This is a genomic window from Streptomyces sp. (assembly GCF_019510245.1).
Lineage (GTDB): Bacteria > Actinomycetota > Actinomycetes > Streptomycetales > Streptomycetaceae > Streptomyces.
Window position 1 is genome coordinate 129,920 of the sequence record NZ_JAEKKT010000134.1, and the last position, 16,330, is coordinate 146,249.

Annotated in this window: 11 protein-coding genes and 3 pseudogenes; 4 read left to right on the top strand and 10 right to left on the bottom strand. The window is 74.8% G+C overall.

Features of this window, described 5'->3' with window-relative positions:
- Window positions 1-65: 65 nt before the first annotated feature.
- The gene (locus JF597_RS19710; RefSeq protein WP_093505948.1) at window positions 66-260 is read left to right on the top strand and encodes a hypothetical protein; all 195 of its coding nucleotides are present in this window, start codon (window positions 66-68) and stop codon (window positions 258-260) included.
- Window positions 261-281: 21 nt separating this feature from the next.
- Here the strand turns inward: JF597_RS19710 and JF597_RS19715 are convergent, their stop codons facing one another.
- The 4 genes and pseudogenes from JF597_RS19715 to JF597_RS19730 form a co-directional block, all read right to left on the bottom strand.
- On the bottom strand, window positions 282-1,565 hold the full coding sequence (locus tag JF597_RS19715) for a phosphodiester glycosidase family protein (RefSeq protein ID WP_293996397.1): 1,284 nt from the start codon (window positions 1,563-1,565) through the stop codon (window positions 282-284).
- Between the two features lie 74 nt (window positions 1,566-1,639).
- Entirely contained in the window at window positions 1,640-2,008 is a 369-nt protein-coding gene (locus JF597_RS19720; protein WP_293996399.1) for a DUF779 domain-containing protein, read from the bottom strand.
- Window positions 2,009-2,123: 115 nt separating this feature from the next.
- Window positions 2,124-6,371, bottom strand: a complete 4,248-nt coding sequence (locus JF597_RS19725) for a cation-translocating P-type ATPase (RefSeq protein WP_293996401.1) — start codon at window positions 6,369-6,371, stop codon at window positions 2,124-2,126.
- Between the two features lie 482 nt (window positions 6,372-6,853).
- Window positions 6,854-7,108 (bottom strand): annotated as a pseudogene (locus JF597_RS19730) (hypothetical protein); the annotation flags it as partial.
- A gap of 221 nt (window positions 7,109-7,329) precedes the next feature.
- Between JF597_RS19730 and JF597_RS19735 the strand changes: the two are divergent.
- Window positions 7,330-8,661 carry an enolase C-terminal domain-like protein gene (locus JF597_RS19735; RefSeq protein WP_293996403.1) on the top strand — a complete coding sequence of 444 codons (1,332 nt, stop codon included), beginning with the start codon at window positions 7,330-7,332 and terminating at the stop codon, window positions 8,659-8,661.
- A gap of 4 nt (window positions 8,662-8,665) precedes the next feature.
- Here the strand turns inward: JF597_RS19735 and JF597_RS19740 are convergent, their stop codons facing one another.
- On the bottom strand, window positions 8,666-10,258 hold the full coding sequence (locus tag JF597_RS19740) for an MFS transporter (RefSeq protein WP_293996405.1): 1,593 nt from the start codon (window positions 10,256-10,258) through the stop codon (window positions 8,666-8,668).
- A gap of 190 nt (window positions 10,259-10,448) precedes the next feature.
- Between JF597_RS19740 and JF597_RS55590 the strand changes: the two are divergent.
- A pseudogene (locus JF597_RS55590) lies at window positions 10,449-10,526 on the top strand (AsnC family transcriptional regulator); the annotation flags it as partial.
- A 35-nt stretch (window positions 10,527-10,561) separates the two neighbouring features.
- Here JF597_RS55590 and JF597_RS55595 read toward each other — a convergent pair.
- The gene (locus tag JF597_RS55595) at window positions 10,562-10,759 is read right to left on the bottom strand and encodes a hypothetical protein (RefSeq protein ID WP_366916423.1); all 198 of its coding nucleotides are present in this window, start codon (window positions 10,757-10,759) and stop codon (window positions 10,562-10,564) included.
- On the opposite strand from JF597_RS55595, the pseudogene JF597_RS55600 reads away from it, so the two are divergent.
- Window positions 10,758-11,057: pseudogene (locus tag JF597_RS55600) on the top strand (Lrp/AsnC family transcriptional regulator); the annotation flags it as partial. The gene JF597_RS55595 and the pseudogene JF597_RS55600 overlap by 2 nt on opposite strands.
- Before the next feature lie 435 nt (window positions 11,058-11,492).
- On the opposite strand, the gene JF597_RS19750 reads toward JF597_RS55600, so the two are convergent.
- From JF597_RS19750 to JF597_RS19765, 4 genes are all read right to left on the bottom strand, one after another.
- Window positions 11,493-12,116, bottom strand: a complete 624-nt coding sequence (locus JF597_RS19750; protein ID WP_293996524.1) for a DedA family protein — start codon at window positions 12,114-12,116, stop codon at window positions 11,493-11,495.
- 194 nt (window positions 12,117-12,310) lie between these two features.
- Window positions 12,311-13,492 (bottom strand): substrate-binding domain-containing protein, encoded by a 1,182-nt coding sequence (locus JF597_RS19755; protein ID WP_293996407.1) that lies wholly within the window; start codon window positions 13,490-13,492, stop codon window positions 12,311-12,313.
- On the bottom strand, window positions 13,489-14,583 hold the full coding sequence (locus JF597_RS19760; protein ID WP_293996409.1) for an ABC transporter permease: 1,095 nt from the start codon (window positions 14,581-14,583) through the stop codon (window positions 13,489-13,491). Before JF597_RS19760 ends, JF597_RS19755 begins: the two co-directional genes overlap by 4 nt.
- Complete coding sequence (locus JF597_RS19765; protein WP_293996411.1) at window positions 14,580-16,250, bottom strand: sugar ABC transporter ATP-binding protein; 1,671 nt, start codon at window positions 16,248-16,250, stop codon at window positions 14,580-14,582. The genes JF597_RS19760 and JF597_RS19765 overlap by 4 nt, the downstream gene beginning before the upstream one ends.
- Between the last annotated feature and the right edge of the window lie 80 nt (window positions 16,251-16,330).

Consider the following 16,330-nt stretch of genomic DNA (forward strand, 5'->3'; position numbering starts at 1 on the left):
CACCCTCCGCTACGCCACACTTGCGGCCGAACGCCCCGAAACGGGCGTGGCGGAGGAGGTTCGCGATGGCCGTTTCCATCTCTGTGGTGCTGCTGCTCCTGTTGCTGGCCGTGATCTTCATGCGCCAGGGCGCGCTGAAGATCTCGCACGCCCTGGTCTGCATGCTGTTCGGCTTCTTTCTGGCCAGCACCAGCATGGCGCCGACCATCACCAGCGGGCTCACCGCGACCGCCGACCTGGTCAGCAGTCTGCGGCCCTGAGCTGGCCGCTCAGGGGCCTCGTCAGGGTTTCCAGAAGACCCCGATCCCGTTCGCCACGGCACGCTCAGGGCTCTCGGTCGGGTGGTTGAGCACGCTCACCGTCTTCGCCCCCGCGGTGCGGGCCACCATCGTCGTGGAGCCGCCGCCGTCCAGGCTGAACGCGTCGACCGCCCCCAACTTCCGCATCTCGTCCGCCACTTCGGCGATGGTCAGGCCGCTGCGGTAGGCCACCGCGCCGTCCAGCGCGAGCAGCAGCAGTCTGCGTCCGCCGCTCGCGTAGCCCACGGCCGTGCGCACGGCCGCGGTGGTGGCGTTCAGCCCGGCCAGCGGCTCTCCGCCGCGCAGCACCGGGTAGCCGCCGACGGCGAAGCGGTACGGGATCCCGGAGGCGGACGCCACCAGGAACTCGCGTACGGCGACCCGTTCGCCCCTGGTGAGGGCGCGCAGTCTGTCCGCGCCCGCCTCCCGGCCCAGCAGGACGGTGGTGCCCGCGGTGATCGCACCGCTGCCCGGGGTGCCGGAAGTGGCGACGACCCTGCCACGGCGGATCCGCACCTCGTAGGTGTCCGTGCTGCACCCGGCGGCCCGGTTGGTGTCCGAGCCGCAGGTGGCGCGCTTGCGGGAGGCCGGGCCCCAGGCGGCGGTGTAGGCGCCGACGGAACCCTCCGCCAGTGCGTACTGGTTGAGCCCCCGCAGCGTGAGGGTGGCGTCCCGGGTGCGGACCGTGCCGGCGAGCGTCAGCCGGTCGAGCCGGGCCCGGCGGTCCATGCCGACGCCGAAGACGTCGGTGGTGTCGGTGCCGGGCGGCAGCGACGGGCCGAAGCGCTGGGCCGTCGGCACCGCCGACTTGAGCACCCCGCCGTGCGCGATCGCCGGGCCGACGCTCGCGCCGGTCGCCTCGACGCCCGGGTGCTGGGCCTCGGTGATGTTGAAGAAGTCGCCGTTCACGCCCGCGACCGCGCCCGCCGCGTCCGCCATCGCCGACACCGGCGACCGTGCGGCCACCGCGCCCGGCGAGAGCAGGTCCACATGGACGTGCGGGTCGGTCAGGTCGACGGTCAGCAGATGGGCGTGGGCGGTGCCCCTGGCCGTCGGGACGTCGAACTGCCGGTAGGTGACGCCGGACGCGATCCGGCCGGCGCCGGACGCGATCCGGCCGGCGCCGGACGTGATCCGGCCGGCGCCCGACGCGGCGCCGGCCGGTGCCGCCCCCGTGAGGGCCGCACCGGCCAGCACGCCGGTCGTGGTGAGAATCGTGCACAGAGTTCGGGTCTTCGCCGCAAGCCGTCTCCGACGATGCGTCACCGCACCCCCTGATGTCTCGTCAAGTTCTCCAGGACTCAGGGAAGTGCAGCAGACGGGAGTGACCGGCGGGGCGGCTAGCCGTCGACTACGCGAGAACGGGTGAGGAAACGCACCCCCTCGGGTGCCTCCAGCGAGAAACCGCTCCCCCGTCCGGGTACCACGTCCACGATCAGCCGGGTGTGGCTCCACACCTCGTACTGGCTGCGGGACATCCAGAAGGTGACCGGCTCCTCGACCCCGTCCACCGCCAGCTCGGCCAGCAGCACGTCCGAGCCGCCGGTGCGGAACTCGCCGTCCGGATAGCACATGGGCGCACTGCCGTCGCAGCAGCCGCCGGACTGGTGGAACATCAGCGGCCCGTGCTCGGCACGCAGCCGGCGCACCAGCTCGGCGGCGCTCGGGGTGAGTTCGACGCGCGCGGGCGCGGTCCTGTCGTCGTCCATGGGCACCGTCCTGGGCCGGGGGCGTCGGATCCCCTCAGTCTCACGCGGCGTCACAGGCGCGTCCAGGGTGCGGCGTCGACCGTTCGTGCGTCGTCTGTGGGTCGTCGACCGTTGCTCACGGTCGCGGCAGCAGGTCCTTGACGGTCCGTTCCAGGAAGGGCAGGGCGCGCTGGCTCCACACGGCCAGGGCGATCGAGGCGGCCACCGCGGTCAGGGCGACCGGGCCCAGCGGGGTGCAGCCGAAGAAGCGGCTGACTCCCGGGGTCTCGACGAGCGCGAGCAGGACGGCGGCCGAGCCGAGGGAGGCGAGGCGCACCAGTGCGCTGTCCCGGCGGTCCAGCAGGGTCTGGATGAGCTGGGTGCCGACCACCGCCATCAGCGCCATGGTGCTGGAGCGGCGGGCCGTGCCGGGGGTGCCGCGGCCGATGAGCCAGGCCATGAGCGCGCCGGCACTGGTCGTCAGCGCACGGTGCCGGATCTGCCGCAGGAGGGGGGCGCCGAGTACGTCCGAGGGCGACCCGGGGTCCGACTGCTCCGCCGTCCCCTTCGGGGTGACCGCCACCGCCATCGCCGGGAACAGGTCGGTGAAGAGGTTCACCAGCAGCATCTGACGGGTGGACAGCGGAGCCCTGCGGGACAGCAGGGTGCCGAGGACGCCGAAGCCGATCTCGCCCGCGTTGCCGCCGATGAGGATGGCGACGGCGTCCGCGACGCTGTGCCACAGCGACCGGCCCTCCCGGACGGCGTCGGCCAGTACCGTCAGGTCGTCGTCGGTGAGGACCAGGTCGGCGGCGTTGCGGGCGGCGGCGGAGCCGCGGGCGTTGATGCCCACGCCGATGTCGGCGGCGCGGATCGCCGCCGCGTCGTTGGCGCCGTCGCCGACCATGCCGACCACCCGGCCGGCGTCCCGCAGCGCCTCGACGACCTGGAGTTTCTGTTCCGGCGCCACCCGGGCCACGACACCCGCGTCCCGGAGCATCCGGGCCCTGCCCGTCCGGTCGGTACCGGCCAGCTCGTCGCCGGTCACCACGACGGTGTCGCCGGGCCAGCCCAGCTCGGCGGCGATCGACCGGGCGGTCTGCGGGTGGTCGCCGGTCAGCATCACCGGCCGGATGCCCTCCTCGTGCAGAGCCCGCACCAGCGTCCTGGAGGTCTCGCGCGGGGTGTCGGCGAAGCCGAGCAGGCCGAGGAACTCCAGGTGTTCCAGGGGGGCTTCGAGGACGCCGGAGGCCGTCCGGTCGTCGTCGTCCGTCCGGCGCCGGGCGACGGCCAGCACGCGCAGGCCCTCGGCCGCCAGTGTCCGCGCCGTCTCCGAGGCGGAGACGGCGGCGTCGGAGCAGGCGGGCAGTACGGTCTCCGGTGCTCCCTTCACCACCAGCAGGGGCGGTTCGTCGCCGGACCGGCCGACGGCCGCGGCGTATCCGCGGGCGGCCTCGAAGGCGAGACTCTCCGACTGCTCCCAGTCCGAGCCGGGTCCGGCCGCGGCGAGGACCGCCGCGTCGGTGGCGTGCTCCGGCGGGCCGTCACCGTCGTCGACCTGGGGGCAGGCCCGGGCCGCCACCCGCAGGATGCCGGCCGCCGCCTCGTCGTCCGGGGCATGGCCCTCCCCGTCGGCGTCGGCCACCGTCACCAGGCGCAGCGTGTTCTCGGTGAGGGTGCCCGTCTTGTCGAAGCAGACGGTGTCCATCCGGCCGAGCGCCTCCAGCGCACGGGGAGCCCTGACCAGCACACCGGCGCGGCTCAGCCGCCGGGCGGCGGCGAGCTGGGCCACCGTCGCCACCAGCGGCAGTCCCTCCGGCACCGCGGCGACGCCGACCGCGACACCACCGCTCACCGCCTCCCGGATGGGGGTTCCGCGCAGCAGTGCCAGGCCGGTGATCGCGGCGCCGCCGCCGAGCGTCAACGGCAGTGCCTTCGCGGTGAGTTCGTGCAACCGGGCCTGCACACCGGCGGCCGGGGGCGTCCGCGCGGCCAGGTGTACGGCGCGGGCCGCCTCGGTGCGCTCGCCGGTGTCCACCACGACCGCCCGTGCGTGACCGGCGGCCACCGTCGTGCCCTCGAAGACCATGGAGTGCCGGTCGGCCACCGGCACGTGCGGGGTGGCGGCGGTGTGCTTCTCGGTCGGCACCGACTCGCCGGTCAGCGCGGACTCGTCGACCTCCAGGCCGTCCTCGGAGAGCACCCGGGCATCGGCCGGCACCACGTCGTCGGTGTGCAGGTCGATCACGTCGCCGGGCGCCAGGCGTGCCGCGTCCACGGTGTGCGTGTCCGGTTCCTCGGTGGAGTCGGCCACCCGGGCCTGCCGTTTCTGTTCGGCGAGCAGCCCGGACACGGCCTGTTCGGCCCGCAGCCGCTGGATACCGCCGATCAGCGCGTTCAGGTCGAGCGCGCCGACCACCAGCAGGGCGTCCACGGCCGAGCCGACGATCGCGGACGCGGCCGAGCCGACCGCCAGCACCGGGGTCAGCGGGTCGTGCAGCTCGCTCCGGACGGCCTGGGCGAGCCGCCGCGTCCACCGCACCGGCACGAGCAGCGGGTTCCGCGACGGCTCGGCGGACCGCTCCGGCGCACCGGGCGGTTCGCTCTCCCGCTCGTGCTCCAGCCGCTCCAGGGTTTCCCGCGGCCCGAGTTCGTGCCAGTGCACCCGCGCCCTGGGCCGCGGGGGCTCGGTCCTCGCCACTCGCAGGGCCGCCACGGTCGCGGACAGCAGCGCGGTCGCGGCGGCGCCGTCCACCGGTGCGTGCCGCAGGCCGGGCAGCGCGATCCGTGCACCGCCGCGCGCGCTCCTCGACTCGCCCACGGCCACCAGCAGGCCGGAGAGCGCGGCACCCGACCTGGCCAGGGTCTGCGAGCGCCGGCCCACCCGGCGCGCGGCCGGTATCGCGGACAGCAGCCGCCACACGTCGGGCAGCCCGTGCAGGGCGAGGGCGTCGGCGCTCCAGACGACCGCGCTGCCGTCGTCGGTGAGCGCGAGCGCGATGTCCCCGGTGAGCAGCCCGGAGAGCACCCCGTTGTCCTTGCCCGACCACAGCCGGGCCACCGTGATCACCGCGCCCGAGTCCTCGGGCAGGGAGCACACGACGTCGTCCAACGGCCGCCGGGCGTCCACCACCTGGTCGGCGAGGCCGGTGAAGTCCTCCAGGGCCGGGTCGTCCACGAGCACCACCCGCAGCCCGGCGCGCCGGGCCGCGTCCAGCACCGGCTCGGTCCAGGGGTCGGGCTCCCCCTCGGCGGTACACACCGCGCTCGGATGCAGCACGATCGTGCCGGTGAGCTCCAGGGCCCGCAGCCTTTCCGGGGCGCGGACCAGCAGCCCCGAGCGGGCCAGGACGGCGCCGAGCACCGACTCGAAGGCGGTCGGTCCGTACCGGGCGGCCTTGGGGGAGCCCGCGAGCACCGCCTCCGCCGCCTCGGCGACGTCGTGCTTGACCAGCAGGGTGGCGGCCGCGCCCAGCACGCTGCCGGCGAAGGCGTGCGTGGCGTACTCCTGAGCCGGGGTGGTGCGCGGGGCCGGGCGGGGATGGCCGCCGTCGCCTACGCTCGGCCGGTCCGGGCTGCACAGTTCGTCGTGGAAGAGCTCGAAGGCGGCCGCCCGCGCCATGGTGTCGGCGAGTTGGCAGCCCCTCAGCCCCGCGTCGAGCAGCAGTGCGGCGGGCGTCTGCCCGGCCGCGTGAGCCGCCGCGTTAGCACAGGCCAGCAGCAGGTCCATGGCGTCGGCGCCCAGGCGGGCACGGATCACGCCGCGGACGCGGGGGTTCTCCCGGAGCACCGTCACCACCGCGGTGACCGCACGCGGGGACGGCGGCAGCCGCAGGGCGTACGCGGCGACGCCGACACCGGTGCCGACCAGGTCGACCGCGAAGGTCGCGAGAGCGGCCCGGATGCCGTCCGGATCGGCGGGATGCGTGACCTCCTCTGCGCCGTCGAGGTCCGCGACGAGACCGTGCCGGGCGGCGAGGTCGGCGGCGTGCCGGACCACCTCGTCGGTGACCGCCTCCTCGGCCGCGGCCACCACCAGGCGGCCGAGTCCCTCGTCCCAGTAGGCGAACAGGACGTCGGGGTGTTCCGTCAGCGCCTCGGCGACATGCCCGGCGATCCGCCGCAGGCCACCCGCGGCCCGCGCCTGCCCGGGGTCGGCCGCCTGCAGCGCGAGGTGCGCCCGGGCACCGGACCGCCACTGCCGCCGGTCGCCGACCAGTGCGGTGCGCGCCGCCCGCGTCATACGGGCGGCCGTGTCCAGGCTCCTGACGCCGGCCCGCGCGGTGCCGGCCGCCGCCCCCGCGACCGCACCGACTCCCGGCGCGGCCACCCGGGCGAGCAGCCGGGGCGCCTCGGACAGGACCGACGGCAACCCGAGCGCCATCGCGCGTCACCCCCGGCCGCTCAGCTGGTGGGCGGTGGGGGCGGATCGGCGAGCGGCGGTTCCTTGTCGCCGGGTGCCGAACCCGGGGCGGCGGGTGGCGCCATCGGGTCGGTGTGCGTCGCGTCCGGGCCGGCGGTCGGTGGCGTGGCCGGTGGGGCGGCCGGTGGGGTGGTGGGTGCGGCCGGGTCGGCGGCCGGTCCGGCGGACGGCGGGGCGATGGGTGTGTCCGGGTCGGCGGTCGGCCCGGCGGCCGGTGGAGTGGTGGGTGCGGCCGGACCCGTGGCCGGTGCTGCCGCCCCGCTCGGCCGTGTCCAGGCGCCGCCCGGCAACTCGTCCTCCAGCATCGGGCCGGGAGCGGCGGCGGCCTGGCCCGGGCCCGACGTGGCCGCGGCGTCGCCCATGGCCACGTAGGCGCCGTGGCCCGCAGCGCCGGTCATGTCACCACCGGCCGCCTCCGGGCGGGTGGTCTCCCCGTCGTGGTGCGGGCGTGGCTGGGTGAGCCAGGCCACCGCCGCACCGGTCAGCGCGACGGGCCACTCGACCAGTCCCGCCGCCCCGAGCACGCCCGCCCCTGCGTACACGGCCATCCGACGGCCCCGGGGCGAGACGGCCCCGATCCTGTCCAGGGTTTCCTCCGCGGCCTTCGTCACCGCTCCGGCGCCGGGCAGCTTGCGCACCGCCGAGGCAGCGTTCCGCAGGGGCGCGGCGAGGGCCGAGGACGACTTCTGCTCAGCCATGACAACTCCTCGTCAATGCCAGAACCACGTTGTCTGCCTAGCTGAGTGCCCCTCCACGAGAGGGCCATCCGGGATTTACCGGATAAATCGGAAAGTTGTCGCCCAAATCGGAAGGTGCCGTCGTGTGGTTCCCCGAACCCACCCCATTGACCGCAGGGCGTCCGCATCCATAGCCTCCATCTCCGTATGTAGATGGTTCTCGGCAGTAAGGACGCTCCTCCATGAGTCAGCCCGTCGTCACCCGCTTCTCCGTGTATCCGGTGGCAGGCCGGGACTCCATGCTGCTCAACCTCTCCGGCGCGCACGCCCCGTACTTCACCCGCAACGTCGTGGTCGTCGAGGACTCCGAGGGCCGCACCGGGCTCGGTGAGGTGCCCGGTGGGGAGGCGATCACCCGGACCCTGCGGGATGCCGCGTCCCTGGTCGTCGGCTCCCGGCCGGGGGACTACAAGCGGGTGCTGCGTGCCGTGGGCGAGGAGTTCGCGGGCCGGGACGCCGGCGGTCGCGGTGTGCAGACCTTCGACCTGCGCACCACCGTGCACGCCGTCACCGCCGTGGAGTCCGCGCTCCTCGACCTGCTCGGCCAGCACCTGGAGGTACCCGTCGCCGCCCTGCTCGGCGACGGCAAGCAGCGCGACTCGGTACGCGTCCTCGGCTATCTCTTCTACGTCGGCGACCCGGACCGCACCGACCTCGACTACCTCCGCGAACCCGACTCGGACGTGCCCTGGTACCGGATCCGCCGCGAGGAGGCCCTCACCCCGGAGGCGGTCGTCCGGCAGGCGGAGGCGGCCTACGACCGCTACGGCTTCCGTGACTTCAAGCTCAAGGGCGGTGTGCTGGAGGGGGCCGAGGAGGTCAGGGCCGTCCGGGCGCTGAAGGACCGCTTCCCGGAGGCGCGGATCACCCTCGACCCCAACGGCGCCTGGTCCCTGCGCGAGGCCGTCGAGCTGTGCCGCCCGCTGCTCGGCACACTCGCCTACGCCGAGGACCCCTGCGGGGCCGAGGGCGGCTACTCCGGGCGCGAGATCCTCGCCGAGTTCCGCCGGGCCACCGGGCTGCCCACCGCCACCAACATGATCGCCACCGACTGGCGGCAGCTCACCCACGCCCTCGCCCTGCAGTCGGTGTCGATCCCGCTGGCGGACCCGCACTTCTGGACCATGCAGGGTTCGGTGCGGGTGGCGCAGCTGTGCCATGAGACGGGGCTGACCTGGGGCTGCCACTCCAACAACCACTTCGACATCTCGCTCGCGATGATGGCGCACTGCGGTGCCGCGGCCCCCGGCGAGTACAACGCCCTGGACACCCACTGGATCTGGCAGGAGGGACAGGAGCGGCTCACGGTCGAGCCGCCGAGGATCTCCGGCGGGGAGGTCGCCGTCACCGACGCCCCAGGGCTCGGCGTCCGGCTCGACATGGACCGGCTGCTCGCGGCCCACGCCCGCCACGAGGAGCTGGACCTCGCGGCGGGCCGGGACGACGCGGCCGGGATGCAGTACCTCGTGGCGGGCTGGAGCTTCGACGCCAAACGGCCCTGCCTGGTGCGGTGAGCCGTCAGACGCCCTGCGCGGCCGAGGACTTCCCGGCCGTGGTGTGCCCGGCCGCCCGGAGCGTGCGCTGCTGCCTGGGTGCGCGCAGCAGGACCACCGCGACCAGGGCGGCCAGCAGCGTCAGGCTCCCCGCCGTGATCAGGCACAGGCGCATTCCGTCCAGGAAGGAGTCGCCGAGCGCGCCCATCGTCGGGCCGGTGCGGGCGCCCAGGTCCAGGTCGGCGACCGCGCCGAGGCCGTCGGTCTGCGCGGTCGTGACGATGCGCTCCTGCGCCGCGCCGGTGACGCCCGCGCCCGTGAGGTGACCGGGCAGCGCGTCGAGCGCCCGGCTGGTGAGCAGCGCGCCCAGGACCGCCGGGCCGAGGGCGCCGCCGACCTGCCGGAACGCGTTGTTGCCCGCGGCGGCCATGCCGGCCAGGTGGTACGGCACGGAGGCCACCGCGGTCGCGGTCATCGCGGTCATGACGAAGCCCATGCCGAGGCCCAGCAGGGCGAGCCGCCAGGCGGCCGAGCCGAACGAGGTGCCGGCGGCCAGACCGGTCAGCGCGAACAGGGCGGCGGTGACCACCAGCAGACCGCCGGTGATCATCACCCGGGGCGAAATCCGGTGCATCAGCCGCCCGGCCGGCCCGCCGGCCAGCAGGGACGCCCCGGTGACCATCAGCAGCCGCCACGCGGCCTGCATGGTGTCGAGTTGCTGCACCATGCCGAAGTAGAGGCTGAGCACGAAGAAGAACCCGATGAGCGCCAGGAAACTCGTGGTCGCGACCAGCGTGGTGGCGGTGAGGGCGGGGCTGCGGAACAGGGTCAGGTCCAGCATCGGGCTGTCGCTGCGCCGCTCCGCCAGCACGAAACCGGCGCCGGCGACCACGGCCGTGAACAGCGCCACCATCACCTTGACGTCGGTGAACGAGCTCGCCCCGCCCTCGATCACGCCGTAGACCAGCGCGGTGACCGCGAGCGTCGCGGTGAGCTGGCCGGGCCAGTCCAGACGGCGCCCGTGCGGTGCCCGCGAGTCGGCCAGCTGCCGGGTCGCGGCGGCGACGGTCAGGAGCGCGACGGGGACGGTCGGGAGGTAGATCCAGCGCCAGGAGAAGTGCTGGACGATCACACCGGCGAGCAGCGGGCCGACCGCCAGGGCCGCCGTCAGGCAGGTGGCCCAGATGCCGATGAACTTGCCGCGCTCCCGGTGGTCCGGCACCGCGTGGCTGATCAGGGCCAGCGTGGTGGGCAGCAGTGCGGCCGCGCCGACGCCGGCCAGGGCCTGTCCGGCCCAGACGGTTTCGACCGAGTGCGCGCACAGGGCGGTGACCGCGCCCGCAGCGGAGAACAGCAGGCCCGCCTGGAACACCTTCTTGCGCCCGTGGACGTCCCCGAAGACGCCCGCGGTCAGGATGAACGCGGCCATCGGCAGCACGAACGCGTCCTGCACCCACGACAGCTGGGCGGTCGAGGCGTTCAGCGCGGCCTGCAGGGCGGGCAGGCTCACGGCGACCGTGGTGACCGGAAGATAGGCGACGAAGACGCCCAGGCAGGCCATGACGATCGTGGCCGCCCGCCGCTCGACCGGCCCGCTCGCCGGTGTCGTGACGTTCACGGAGATACTCCTTCGCGGCGCACCGCACCGCGGTCGAGGGCCACCGGCGTCTCCGGTGGCCCGTGTCGAACGGGCTTCCGAGGGGAAACCCGCCGCCACAGCATCCGGTCCCATGCGCGCAACCACCAAGCGGACCCGCTCTCCGCCGCAGAATCCTCCAGATCACCGATATGCATGGCACACTTCCACCATGCTTGACGAGGTGGACCGAAAGATCCTCCGCGCCCTCCAGTGCGCGCCGCGGCTGCCCTTCCGGCGGATCGGGGAGGTGGCCGGAGTCTCCGAGCAGACCGCTGCCCGCCGTTACCAGGCGCTGCGCCGCGCCGGGGCGCTGCGGGTGGTGGGTCTGGTCAGTCCCCGGGTGTACGGGGCCGCGCAGTGGGTCACCCGCATCCGCTGCCGACCCGACCGGGTCGACCCGCTCGCCGACAGCCTCGCCCGGCGCCCCGACATCTCCTGGGCCCACCTGGCCTCGGGCGGCTCGGAGATCATCTGTGTCATGCGCTCACCGCTCGACGTGCCGCGCGAGGACGTGCTGCTCCGGCAACTGCCCAGGTCCGCCTCGGTCCTGGACGTCAGCATCGAGCTGATCATCCACGGCTACGACGCTCCCGGCACCGCCGACTGGACCGGTTACGGCGCCAGCCTCGACGCCGGGCAGGTCCGGCAGCTGACCTCGGAACGGCCGCCGCACGCCCCCGGGCCGCCGCCCCCGCCGGCCGCCGAGGACGCCCCGCTGCTCGACGCCCTCGCCCAGGACGGCCGTACCACGCACACCCGGCTCGCCGAACTGACCGGCTGGTCGCTGTCCCGGGTGGCCCGCCGGCTGGAGTCGCTGGAGGGCTCCGGAACCCTGGAGTACGAGGTCGAACTGCTCCCGGAGCGGCTGGGGTTCCGGCTCAACGCCATCCTCTGGCTGCGGGTCGCCCCCGCTCACCTGGAGCGGGTCGGCACGGAGACCGCCCGGCTCGGTCAGCGTCATCACCCGCGACCCCGAGGACTTCTACCGCTTCCTGACCACCCGCATCGCCGCGACCCCGGGCATCGACGGCTACGCCGTCAGCATCAGCCTCCGCCACCTCAAGAAGGCCGCATCCCTCATCTCCCGGGGCCGACTGGTACCGCCGGCTTCCGTCTAGGCGGCTTCTACGGCTTCTACGGCATCGCCGACATCCCCGGCGCCGCCACGCCCCCGGCCTCGGCCGGCGATCGCGGCGAGCGCCCGGGAGCACGGTCAGCGGTCGTGGTGGGCCCGGCGGGCCTCCAGCAGCAGCGGCAGCAGGGAGAGTACGACGACCGCGCCGACCAGCGGCAGCAGGTAGCGGTCGATGTGGGAGACCGAGGAGCCCAGGGCGTACCCGGCGAGGACGAAGGTCTGGGACCAGAGGACTCCGCCGACCGACTGCCAGACGGTGAACGGCCGTACCGGCACCCCGAGCGCCCCCGCCGCCGGGTGCAGCACCGACCGGAGCATCGGCACGAAACGGCCGATCACCAGCGCCTTGCCGTACCCGTAGCGGGCGAGCAGCTGCTCCGCCCGGGCGGCGCCCTCGCGTACCCGCGGCCGGGAGGTACGGGCGAGCAGCGGCCGCCCGCCGTGCCGGCCGATCAGATAACCCACCTGCCCTCCCGCCACCGCACCGACGGCCGCGCACACCAGCACCTGCCACAACTCCAGCCGGGGCCCCCGGTCCGCGGTGGCCGCGCACAGCACACCGGCCGGGAAGAGCAGCGTGTCGCCCGGCAGGAAGAAACCGACGACCAGCAGACCCGACTCGGCGAAGATCACCGCCAGGACGCCCAGCGCGCCGAAGGCAGCGAGCAGCGAGCCGCTGTCCGTCGGATTGACGGCGATCACCACGCTCGCCTCCCCGCCCCGCTCGCCGGCCGTCTCCCTCAAGTGTCGCGTGACGGCGGCCGCGGACCCGCCTGCAACACCGCGCGTCCGGACGCCTCCCCGCGGCGACCGGGCATCAGGCGTTCGGCGACCCGAGGAAGCCTCCGCCTCCGGTACGGCGATCCCGGCCGGGATCGCCGGCGGGACCTGGCGGTTCATCTGCCCCAGATTTTCCGGTAGGCCTCGCGATAGCCCGGTGGGTCCCAGGTCGTGGCCCCGGCGCTGTTGGCGGCCGTCGAGACGTGGGTGGGGGCGACATAGCCGCTGGCGGGACGGCCGGAGAAGGCGCGGTTGAACTCGTCGACGATCTGCCACCCCTGCTGAGACAGCGGCTCGGGAACGGTGGCGGCCTGGTACTGCCTGCTGTTGATGCGCTGGAAGGCGGACGGGTCGCCGTCCCCGGCCCCGATGTTGAAGGGCGGACCGGTCCCCTTGCGGCCGGCCGCGCGGAAGGCGGGGGCGGCGTCGGCGAAGTACAGGTCGTTGATGGCGACGGAGTGCGTCCACGTGTCCGGGAAGCGCGAGAGCAGCGAGGCGATCTCGCGCGGGGTGCGGCTGCCCGCGTCCGGGATCGGGATGTTCTCGGTCGCGAGCAGCCGCACCCCGGCGCAGGTGGCGAGTCCCGCCCTGATCAGGTCGGACTTCGTCCTCGCGAACGGGACCGAGGCGTCGGTGAACAGGACCACTCCGGCCCGGCCGCCGGAGTGCGCGATGATCCACTGCGCGCTGATGCCGGCCACGTCCTCGACCCGGGTGGTGACGTTGGTGAAGAGCGGGGGCCGTCTGCTGGGGCCCGGGGCGACGACCGCGTGCCAGCCGACGAGCGGGATGCCGGCCGCGTCCGCCTCGGCGACCTGCTGTGCGGTCGAGCCGGGGTCGAAGCCGCCGATGACGATGCCCGCGGGCCGCAGGGCCACGGCCTCGCTCATGGCCGCCTCGATGCCGGCGGGGCTGCCGGCTCCGTCGATCACCCGGACGTCCCAGCCGATGACGTGGCCGGCCTCCCGCAGACCGTTCGCGACGCCCGCGACGCCCGGATTCGTCATGGTCTCCGCGACGAAGACGACCGTCCTGCCGGACACCGCCCCGGGACCGGTGGTCGGTCCGTTCCAGGCGGGGGCGGTCCGCTCCGCCAGGGCGACGGCGGCCCCGGCCGAGACCTGGACGGCGGGACAGCCGCCGGGGCCGGTGGTGGAGACCGCGGGGCCTTTCGACGAGCCGCGCTCGCAGCCCGTCACGGCGGCTGCCGCGGCCAACAGCGCGAGGGCGGCGGCCCGGGCCACGCCGATCCGGGCAGCGGTGGCCTTCCGGGTGCGGGAGGCGCTCCTGGGGCTCATGGCGCGGTTCCGGCGGTGCCGCCCCCGGACGCCGCCGTCGGCGGGCCCGGCGCGGTGGCCGGTGCGTCGTGGGCCGCGCCGGCCCCGGTGCGCAGCCGGCGGGCGGAGTAGCCGGCCAGGCCCACGGCGAGCAGCAGCGTGCCGCCGTAGAACAGGGGGACCGTCCAGAACGCGGCGCCCAGCTGGCCGATGCCGGTGAGGCCGACGGCGAGCACGGCGACGGCGACGAGCGTGCCGAAGGCGTTGGGACGGCCGGGCCTGATCGCGGTGGAGCCGAGGAGCGCGCCGACGAACGCGGGCAGCAGGTAGTCGAGACCGACGCTGGGGTTGCCGATCTGCTGCTGAGCCGCCAGCAGCACCCCGGCGAAGCCGACGATCAGCCCCGAGGCGGCGAACGCGTCGACGGTGTACCTGCGGGTCGGAATGCCGACCAGTTCGGCGGCGCGCGGGTTGGCGCCGATGACGTACAGGAACCGGCCGAGCGGCAGCCGCTCCAGCAGCACCCAGAGGACGACGGCGAGGGCGAGGACGTAGAACGCGGGCAGCGGCAGGCCGAGGAGCGTGGAGTCGTAGAGGTCGGTGAAGCCGGCCGGCAGACCGGCCGGCCCCGGGACGATCCTGCCGCCACCGGTGACCCAGCCGGTCACGGCGTACAGCATGCTGCCGGTCCCGAGGGTGGCGATGAACGAGTCGATCCGGCCGAACTCCACGACCACGCCGTTGAGAACCCCCACCACTCCGCCGCCGGCGATCACCGCGAGGCAGGCCCAGGGCCAGGGCCAGGCGGCGTCGACGACGAGCCGCAGCACCATGACGTGGGCCAGGCCGAGACCGTAGCCGAGGGAGAGGTCGAAGGAGCCGGTCACGACGGGGACCATGGCGGCGAGCGCGAGCACGGCCGGGATCGACTGGGTGGACAGGACCGAGTCGAGGGTGTCCCGCGTGGGGAACGTGTGCGGCAGCGCGAGGGAGAAGACCACGACGAGCAGCGCGGTGAGGACCAGCAGACCGTAGGCGCCCGCGACATGCCGGGCCGAGGCCCGCCGGAGCGGCCGGGAGCGTGGGGCGGAGGGCGGGGGCGCGGCGGTCATGAGTCCGTGGTGGTTCCGGGGGCCGGCAGGGCCGAGGCCGCGCGGGCGAGCCCGGTGACCGTGAGGTCCGCGCCGCTCAGTTCGGTGGTCACGCGGCCGCGGACGAACACCAGGGCGCGTCGGCACACGCGGGCCACCTCCTCGAAGTCGGTCGAGACGAGCAGGACCGCGAGACCGCCGGCCAGCGCCTCGTCGAGCAGACGGTGGACCGCGGCCTTGGCTCCGACGTCCACGCTCGCGGTCGGCTCCTCCAGGACCAGCAGCCGCAGATCCACGCCGAGCCAGCGGCCGATCAGGACCTTCTGCTGGTTGCCGCCGGACAGGGTGGCGAGGGGAGCCTCGCCGTCGCGGGGCCGTACGGCGAACCGTTCGAGCAGCTCCGCGGCCCGGGCACGTTCGCGGCGCGGACCGCTCCAGCGCAGCGCGGGCAGCCCGGCCGCCCGGGGGTTGGCCAGCAGGTTCTCGCGCACGGTCAGCCCCATGGCACAGCCCTCACGCTGCCTGTCGCCGGGCACGAGGCCGACCCCGGCCGCCACGGCGTCCGCGACCGTGCGGGGCCAGTAGGGCCGCCCGCCCAGGAGGACCCGGCCGCCGAGGAAGGGCCGGGCGCCGGCCAGCGCGCGGCCCAGCTCCGGGTGCCCGGCGCCCGAGAGGCCGACCAGTCCCAGCGCCTCCCCGGCCCGCAGCTCCAGGTCGAGCGGCGCCGTGCCTGCGGTCCGGACGCCGTCGAGGACCAGGACGGCGGGGCCGCCCGCGGTGCCGCTCGGGGGAGTGGCGGCGTGGCCGGCGGCGGGGAGCGGGCGGCCCGGTTCGCCGCCCTTGACGCCGCTGGCCGGTTCCCCGCCCTCGATGCCGCTGGCCGGTTCCCCGCCCTCGATGCCGCTGGCCGGTTCCCCGCCCTCGATGCCGCGGGCCGGTTCCGCCCCGGCGGTACCGCGGGCCGGTTCTGGGCCGACGATGTCGCGGACCAGCCGGGCCGGGTCGTGGCCCGCCAGCCGGCCGTGACTGACCAGCCGGCCGTCGCGCAGGACGGCGAAGGCGTCAGCCACCCGGTACACCTCGTCCATGCGGTGGGTGACGTAGAGGATGCCGTGTCCCCGGTCCCGCATGGTGTGCAGCACGCGGAAGAGCCGGTCGCAGTCCGGGGCGGGCAGGCGGGCGGTCGGCTCGTCGAGCACGACGAGGCGCGCGTGGGCCGCCAGCGCCCGGCCGACGGCGACCAGCGAACGCTCCGCGGGACCGAGCCGCGCGACCGGCGTGTCCGGATCGAGGTGCCCGGCGATCGTCTCGAGGGCCTCGACGCAGCGCTCCCGGGTCCGCCGCCAGGAGATCAGTCCGGCGCGGCGCGGATATCCGGTCGTCAGGGCGATGTTCTCGGCGACGGTCATCCACTCCACGAGCCCGAGGTCCTGGTGGATGAAGGACATGGTGCGGGCGGCGGCCTGGCTTGCGAGCGGGTGCCCGGCCACCGTGACCGACCCCGCGTCGGCCTGATGGACCCCGGCGAGCACCTTGATGAGCGTGGACTTCCCGGCACCGTTGGGGCCGAGGAGGGCGAGGACGCTGCCGGCCCGGACGTCGAGATCGACCCCGTCCAGCGCGCGGGTCCCGCCGAACCGCTTGGCGAGCCCGCGGATCCGTAGCAGCGGGTCGGGAGGCTCGTGCACGGACAGCTCCGGGGGTCGGCCTGACGTCTTCTTCCCGACTCTCCCCGGTGATACTAGTGGGACAAATCGGTGTTACTCCT

Coding starts and splice junctions, on each gene's coding strand:
- JF597_RS19710 (WP_093505948.1), top strand. CDS start 66: ATGGCCGTTTCCATCTCTGTGGTGCTGCTGCTCCTGTTGCTGGCCGTG.
- JF597_RS19720 (WP_293996399.1), bottom strand. CDS start 2,008: ATGGACGACGACAGGACCGCGCCCGCGCGCGTCGAACTCACCCCGAGC.
- JF597_RS19725 (WP_293996401.1), bottom strand. CDS start 6,371: ATGGCGCTCGGGTTGCCGTCGGTCCTGTCCGAGGCGCCCCGGCTGCTC.
- JF597_RS19735 (WP_293996403.1), top strand. CDS start 7,330: ATGAGTCAGCCCGTCGTCACCCGCTTCTCCGTGTATCCGGTGGCAGGC.
- JF597_RS55595 (WP_366916423.1), bottom strand. CDS start 10,759: ATGACACAGATGATCTCCGAGCCGCCCGAGGCCAGGTGGGCCCAGGAG.
- JF597_RS19755 (WP_293996407.1), bottom strand. CDS start 13,492: ATGAGCCCCAGGAGCGCCTCCCGCACCCGGAAGGCCACCGCTGCCCGG.
- JF597_RS19760 (WP_293996409.1), bottom strand. CDS start 14,583: ATGACCGCCGCGCCCCCGCCCTCCGCCCCACGCTCCCGGCCGCTCCGG.